Raw genomic sequence first — 4,377 nt, 5'->3', positions numbered from 1 at the left:
GGATACAACAGCGGATCAAGGTTATTTCCGCATGTCGAAGGAGTACGTCTTCTATAACACGATTGATCCCGTCGGCTTGAAGCTGATTACGATTATCCCGACCAGCTTTATTAATAAGAGCGCGCAATCGACGATGCGATTTGGTCTTATCGTAGGCGCAATTTCTATCGTACTGTCGATTTTGATTGCTATTTTGTTAGCTTGGCGGACGGCTACGCCAATTGTTACGCTCGCAAGATCGATGCAGGGCCTTGGCATCATCAAGGAAACGGAGCTGCCTCAAAGCAACCGCGTAGATGAGATCGGCTTGCTTGAAACGAAGCTTTACAACATGTCATACCGCATTAGAGAGCATATTAAAACGGAATACAGCATCAATCTGGAGAAAAAAACCGCGGAGCTTAAAGCGCTCCAAGCGCAAATCAATCCGCATTTTTTGCAAAATACACTTCAAATGATCGGCAGTATGCTCTTTACGAAAAAACCTGCGGAAAGCTACGAAATCATTCGATCGCTTAGCGATATGTTTCGATATGTCATTCGCGATCCGAACGATCTCGCCTATTTAAAAGCAGAAATCGATCATCTAAACAATTATATGCTTATCCAGAAGCAGCGTTTTTACTCCAAGCTTACCTATCACACGGAAATGGACGAGTCTATGATGCTTTCTCCCATTCCGAAGCTGACGCTTCAGCCGATTGTTGAAAATGCTTTTTTCCATGGACTAGAAAATAAATCAGGTCATTGGGAGCTTAGCGTGAGCGTTGTGCGTGAGCATGATAAAGTTCGAATTCGAATCCGTGACAATGGCGTCGGCATACGCGAGGATAAGCTTGCCGACCTGCAAAAGCGGCTTCACCAACATAGCGGACAGGTTTGGACGCACGGCAATCGTATCGGCATTCAAAATGTAGCGTCCCGCATACAAATGCATTTTGGCCCAGACTATGGGATTACGATTGAAAGCGAGTTAGGAGCGGGAACGACGGTCACCGTCTCTATTCCAATAGCAGGGGGAGATCAGCATGCTTAAAGTATTCATTGTGGATGATGAGAGCTGGGCAAGAGACATCATAAAAGCGTTCGGAGAATGGGAAAGCCTCGGCATGGAAATTGTAGGAGAAGCAGAGGACGGTACGGAAGCGCTTCGAATGATGGAGGTTTTGCAGCCTCATATTGTCATTACTGACATGCGGATGCCCGGAACAGATGGCGCTGCGCTGCTGCAGCAGCTTAATGATCAATTTCCAGCAATCAAGACAATTGTCGTCAGTGGGTATGATGATTTTCAATATGCCAAACATGCGCTTCGCTTCAAGGCGATGGATTATCTGCTTAAGCCAGTTGATCCGAAAGAGCTTAATACGGCGCTGCAAAATTGCAAAAGCGGGCTTGAAGCTGCTCAAATGGAGCGTGGAACATTATCACTTGATCTTGATATTTCATATACATTGGCATCGTATAAGAAGCTTTTAAAGCTACGTTTCAATGAGCTGAATTCAGATGGCGTTAAGACAACACTAGATCAAATGATGAAGGAGCTTGAACAGAGCGGTATTACGAAAGCGGTCATGCTGGAGCAGGTCGTACAAGAGCTGCTACTGCTGCTTAAGGAATTAATGAATGCTAATTCACAAGACAGCGACTCGCTGCATGCGCCGTATGGGCATGAGATCACCCAGTCAGGCGAGAATACAGCTGCTTTTCTTACCCATCATTATGTGACTACACTGGAGCAGCTTATTCAGCAGCGGAAGTTCAAAAACAAATTGAATCTGGATGAAGTCAGGCTGTATATGGAGAAACATTATACGGAGCCGGTTACGCTGGAGCAGCTCGCTAGAGCTTTTTTTGTGAGCAAGGAATATTTGAGCAAAGTGTTCAAGCAGGAATATGGACGCAATGTCACGGATTATATGCTGCACCTGCGCATGGTGAAGGCGAAAGAGTGGCTGATGGATGAGAGCATTCCCATTAAAGCGATTGCGGAAATGGCGGGCTACGAGGATATCACCTATTTTTATCGTGTGTTCAAGAAGCATTTTGGCATCGCGCCAGGTGAGATGAGGAAGAGCAGCGAGGTTTAAAAATGTCCAATGAAAGAGTCTAATTCTGTCCAATTAAACGCTTTCATTTTTTAGATACAATGAAAGCGTAAACAAAACAAGCTTCTGGGAGGTCAAATGAGATGAAAAAAATAGTTAAAGGCTTACTCGTTACGATGCTCGCGACAACACTGTTAGCTGGCTGCGGCAGCAATACAAATAATGCTGGCAGCACAGATGGGGGAACAAGCGGAGGCGGTGAAGCTAAGAGCGTAAAGTTGAAAATGTTCATTGCTCAGCCTCGTTTTAAAGAGCATTACGATAAATATATTGCTGACTTCGTAGCCAAGGAAAAAGCAGAGAAAAACATCGACGTGTCGGTACAGCTCGAAATGCCGACAGCCGATAATGCGGCGCAAATTTTGAAGACGCGCCTCGCCTCCAATGATGCACCTGATATTTTCGCGCTTCATGCCATTAACGAAATTCCTTCTTACTACAAAGCAGGTTACTTAGAGGATTTATCCGATCAGCCTTTTGTCGGCAAGCTGCTGGAGAGCGTTAAACCTTCGGTTACAACGACAGATGGTAAGGTCGTAGCCGTTCCGCTGGAAACATTGTCATGGGGCTACTTGTACAACAAAAAGATCTTTACGGATCTCGGCATTACGCCTCCAAAAACGTTGACAGAAATGAAAGCGGTTGTCGAGAAGCTGAAAGCGAATAAGGTAACGCCTTTTGTGCTTTCATATAAGGAAGCTTGGATTCCACAGCTCGTGCTGCCGCTTGCTGCAGGCGCACTTATCAATACGGAGGACGCTGACTTCATCGAACGGATGAATAAGGATGAAGGCTCCTTCACAGAGCTAAAAGCAATGTTCGACATCTTTGATCTTATCAATGCGAACGGAACGGAAAAAGCGACAGAAGTGGGCGGCGATGATGGCGCAGCAGCGTTTGCGGCAGGCAAAGGCGCAATGTGGCTGCAAGGGCCGTGGTATGCAGAAACGATTCTTAAATCCAATCCGGATCTTGATTTTGGTGTAGCACCGCTGCCAATCAATGACAATCCAGATGCGACTCTTATTAACCTAAGCGCTTCGACTTCTCTAGCTGTTTCTAAGAGCACAAAAAACAAGGAAGTCGCGCTGGATTTCATTAACTACATTCTGGATGATACTGCTTCAAATGCTTTCTTCCAAGCGCTTAAATTCAACCCAATCTCCACCGTGCATACGTATGAGAGCTATCCATGGGTAAATGATGCAACAGCTTATGTGAAAGAAGGCAAATCTTATCAAGACCCGGCTATTCCTCAATCCGTGAAGGATGAAGTGGGCAAAGGGCTGCAAGCGTATTATGCCGGTCAATTATCGCAGGATGATGTACTCAAAGCACTCGATAAAGCTTGGAAATCGTACAACAAGGTAAATAAATAAACCACACATGCTCGGGATGAAGGGGAGACAAGGAGATTCTGCTTCGCTTCATCCCGATTTTAAAAAAATAAGAAAGTACATCTTTTTCTCATACTTATCTTATATTTCACCGTCAAAGCTACTCAGCGTCTAAAGGATGCCGAAGACATCTTTGCTCAGTAAAGACACATAGGAGAGGGGCGGATACTGTGCCGATCAAGAGCTACAAAAAATACATCTCGTTATTTACGTTTGTCGCGCCCGCTTTTATTTTGTACGCGATCTTCCTGCTGATTCCAACGCTCGGCGGAATGTTTTACAGCTTCACGGATTGGAATGGCTTGAATCGTGACTATGACTTTATTGGAATGGGCAACTTTATTGAAGCTCTTAGAGACGATCCCGATTTTGTCGGTTCGTTATTGTTCACCTTGAAGTATGTGCTGTTCTTGGTTGTGCTGCAAAATGTATTTGCGCTGCTGCTGGCTGTATTTATTGAATCACGCCGCAAAAGCAAAGGTTTCTTCCGTACCATTTTCTTCATGCCCAACATGATAAGCACGATTATCAGCGCATTTATGTGGACATTTGTATTCGCGCAGGTGCTTCCTCAGCTGGCAGAAAAGACAGCGCTTACGTTTCTAGATCAAGCTTGGATCGGTGATCCAAAAGTAAGCTTCTTCTCGATTCTGACGGTTTCCCTCTGGAACGGCGTCGGCTATATGATGATCATTTATTTGGCTGGACTGCAAGGTGTGCCTCAAAGCTTGAAGGAAGCAGCTGTTATCGATGGAGCTACCGCTTTCCAAACGTTTCGCAATGTGACGCTGCCGATGATTTCACATGCGATTACAATCTGTTTCTTCCTTACGCTAAACGGCGCGTTTAAAGTGTTCGAGGTTGTATATGGC

The 4,377-nt window shown here is 45.2% G+C and carries 4 protein-coding genes; all 4 read left to right on the top strand.

Annotated elements, in window-relative coordinates; translation table 11 throughout:
* Positions 1-1,036, top strand: a 1,036-nt coding sequence (locus tag AC1DSE_RS30990; protein WP_477528754.1) for a sensor histidine kinase, incomplete at its 5' end; no start/stop codon positions are given.
* On the top strand, positions 1,029-2,090 hold the full coding sequence (locus AC1DSE_RS30985) for a response regulator transcription factor (RefSeq protein ID WP_477511712.1): 1,062 nt from the start codon (positions 1,029-1,031) through the stop codon (positions 2,088-2,090). The genes AC1DSE_RS30990 and AC1DSE_RS30985, both read left to right, overlap by 8 nt.
* Before the next feature lie 101 nt (positions 2,091-2,191).
* Entirely contained in the window at positions 2,192-3,487 is a 1,296-nt protein-coding gene (locus AC1DSE_RS30980) for an ABC transporter substrate-binding protein (RefSeq protein ID WP_441881724.1), read from the top strand.
* Positions 3,488-3,675: 188 nt separating this feature from the next.
* The coding region (locus tag AC1DSE_RS30975) for a carbohydrate ABC transporter permease (protein WP_477528753.1) at positions 3,676-4,377 on the top strand (702 nt) is incomplete at its 3' end.

The sequence above is a fragment of the Paenibacillus sp. 01L418 genome (genome assembly GCF_056400045.1).
This window is presented reverse-complemented; position numbering and strand designations above follow the sequence as displayed.

Coding starts and splice junctions, on each gene's coding strand:
- AC1DSE_RS30985 (WP_477511712.1), top strand. CDS start 1,029: ATGCTTAAAGTATTCATTGTGGATGATGAGAGCTGGGCAAGAGACATC.
- AC1DSE_RS30980 (WP_441881724.1), top strand. CDS start 2,192: ATGAAAAAAATAGTTAAAGGCTTACTCGTTACGATGCTCGCGACAACA.